Origin of the sequence: Streptomyces sp. (genome assembly GCF_050698815.1) — a bacterium.
In the GTDB taxonomy this organism is placed as follows: domain Bacteria; phylum Actinomycetota; class Actinomycetes; order Streptomycetales; family Streptomycetaceae; genus Streptomyces.
The window spans coordinates 1-2,290 of record NZ_JBOHCV010000600.1 but is presented as its reverse complement, the minus strand read 5'-3'; the positions used below and the strand labels follow the sequence as shown (position 1 = coordinate 2,290).

2 protein-coding genes are annotated in these 2,290 nt (G+C 68.3%); one reads left to right on the top strand and one right to left on the bottom strand.

Translation table 11 applies throughout. The features are described from left to right. The first annotated feature begins 650 nt into the window (after window positions 1-650). Window positions 651-1,082 carry a protein-tyrosine phosphatase family protein gene (locus ACRDP3_RS21615; protein WP_431518641.1) on the top strand — a complete coding sequence of 144 codons (432 nt, stop codon included), beginning with the start codon at window positions 651-653 and terminating at the stop codon, window positions 1,080-1,082. A 324-nt stretch (window positions 1,083-1,406) separates the two neighbouring features. Here ACRDP3_RS21615 and ACRDP3_RS21610 read toward each other — a convergent pair whose 3' ends face one another. Further along, window positions 1,407-2,075: a dienelactone hydrolase family protein gene (locus ACRDP3_RS21610; protein WP_431518640.1), complete on the bottom strand. Its 669-nt coding sequence runs from the start codon at window positions 2,073-2,075 to the stop codon at window positions 1,407-1,409. Window positions 2,076-2,290 lie beyond the last annotated feature (215 nt).

Sequence of the window (2,290 nt, the reverse complement as noted above, 5' to 3'; positions counted from 1 at the left end):
GACGCCCACCTCACCAGCACACCACGAGCCCGCACCCGCACCAGCCACTTCGCAGCACTCGGCCCCACCGAGCCAAAGCTCAGCAGGGCCGAGTAAAAGCCACCCCCGAATAAACCAACAGCGTCAGTTCGCTCGGCAGGGGCTCCGTACTGCGCGGCCAGGACCGCCCCGCAGGCCGCGCCGTAGCGTAGATATCCACCATTGGGGCACACTTCCTTCACCCCCCACGCACACGACACCGAGGGGGAGCCACGCGCCTCCGCACCGCCGCCGCAGCCATCGCGCTCATCGCCGCCACCACCGCATGCACCGCCACCAGCCGCAGCGCCGAGCCCGACCGAGCCCGACGAGCAACCCGCCCCGAGAGCCAGCGAAATCGCCGCAGACAAGCCGCACGCCCTCGGTAAGACCTGGCACTGGACGGCAGACGATCCCGAACTCGGCCCGGCCGCCGGCAATACGACTGCCCTCACCTACAAGCAGCCGCTCACAGGCCCGTACCCGCCCGATCAGGACGGCGAGGATTGGGGTCGTCTGGGGGTAGAGGTCTGCGTGAGCCGCGGCAAGGTGCGCGTCTCGCATCGAGCGGCACGTCGTCGGAGCGCCCACTGCGGGGGCGGTCAAAAGGTGGAACGGGCTAGGCTGAGCGGGTGACCCAGACTTGGGAGCCGGGCAGTACCGGTGTACTCAGCCTTCCGTCGGGACGTCTGGTGCGCGGGCGTGGGCTGCGCCGGCAACTTCCAGCCGGCCCAGAGCCTCACTTCTCCGTCTTTCTACTCGGCAAGCAGCCTCCCAAGGTCACCTGGGATTCCCGGTGGCTTCGCTGGCCTGACTTCCGGCTGCCCACCAGCCGCACACAGGCCCAAGCGCTGCTGAGCGAGGCATGGTCCCGGGCGGAGTCCGAGCGTGTCGAGGTCGCCTGCGGCGGGGGCCGAGGCCGTACGGGCACGGCGCTGGCCTGTCTCGCGGTTCTTGACGGAGTGCCAGCCGCCGATGCGGTCGGCTTCGTGCGCCGCCACTACGACTCCCGCGCCGTCGAAACCCCATGGCAGCGGCGCTATGTGCTCCGTTTCGCCTACTGACTGATCAACGTGGTCACACCCGGTGCCATTACGGTGGCGCCGAGCTCGAGACCGGCTCATCAGGTGCTCCACGTAACCATCTGGAATGGATCAGGGTCCCCCGTAGGCTCCCGCTGCCGTCTGAGCTGGTCTGGTGGTTCGTTACCGGACCGGAGGGTCTTGCGCGGTGACTCGGCGCGGACGCCGGAATCGGCTGCGACGAGGCGCCGTCGACACGCTCGCCGACGGCACAGGGCGCGGTGGGGGTAGGCACACTCGCCTGGTCGGCCAGACCGGGACTCTGACGCGTCCGGCTGGGGTTCGGGGTTCGGCCTGCCACCGCTATCAGTGGCGTTCATCGGTTCCGGGCTCAGCGGATTTCAAGAACCACTGGCGCGCTGCGGCGGCGACCTCCGCCAGCGCACCCGGCTCCTCGAAGAGGTGCGTTGCCCCGGGAACAACCTGAACGCGGTGAGTCGCAGGCAGCAGTTCCGACGCAGTCCGGTTCAGTTCGAGCACCTCGTGATCCTGCCCGCCCACCAGCAGCAGGACGGGCACCTGCACCCGCCCCAGCGCACCGCCGGCGAGATCGGGCCGCCCACCACGGGAGACCACGGAGCGGATCCGGTCAGACCGCTCAGCCGCTGCGACCAAGGCCGCCGCCGCTCCCGTACTCGCGCCGAAGAGGTGAACGGAGAAATCACCTGTCGCAGGGTGCCTGCCGAGCCAGTCGATGGCCGACACAGTCCGCTCAGCCAGCAGGCCGATGTCGAAGCGGTGCTGCCCGGTCGCCGCGTCGGTCCGTTCTTCCTCCTCGCTGAGCAGGTCCATCAGTAGTGTGCCCCACCCGTGTCGGCGCAGTTCCTCGGCGACCGCTCGATTGCGGGGGCTGTGACGGGAACTGCCGCTCCCGTGCACGAACAGCACGACTCCCCGGGATGATGCTTGCACCTCCAGGTCGCCGACAAGCTCCACACCCCGGGGTACAGATACCAGAACCGTCTCCGAGACCATCACAGTGCTCCTTCCGGCTGACATTCGGTTCCCACCAAGTAGCCGTGACGCCCCGATTCATTCACGTAAGGGAACTTCTCCGGCGGATGGACTGTGTGGGGCCCCGTTGGTTCATGAGTCGTGGACGTCGGGGGGGAGTGAGGGTTTGTTGGAGAAGTTGCGGGTCACCTTCGCTCAGGCGCGCGAGAGTGCTCTGGAGATCGATGATGAGGTCA

Excerpts from the sequence above, each read along its gene's own strand:
- ACRDP3_RS21610 (WP_431518640.1), bottom strand. The coding sequence starts at position 2,075 with ATGGTCTCGGAGACGGTTCTGGTATCTGTACCCCGGGGTGTGGAGCTT.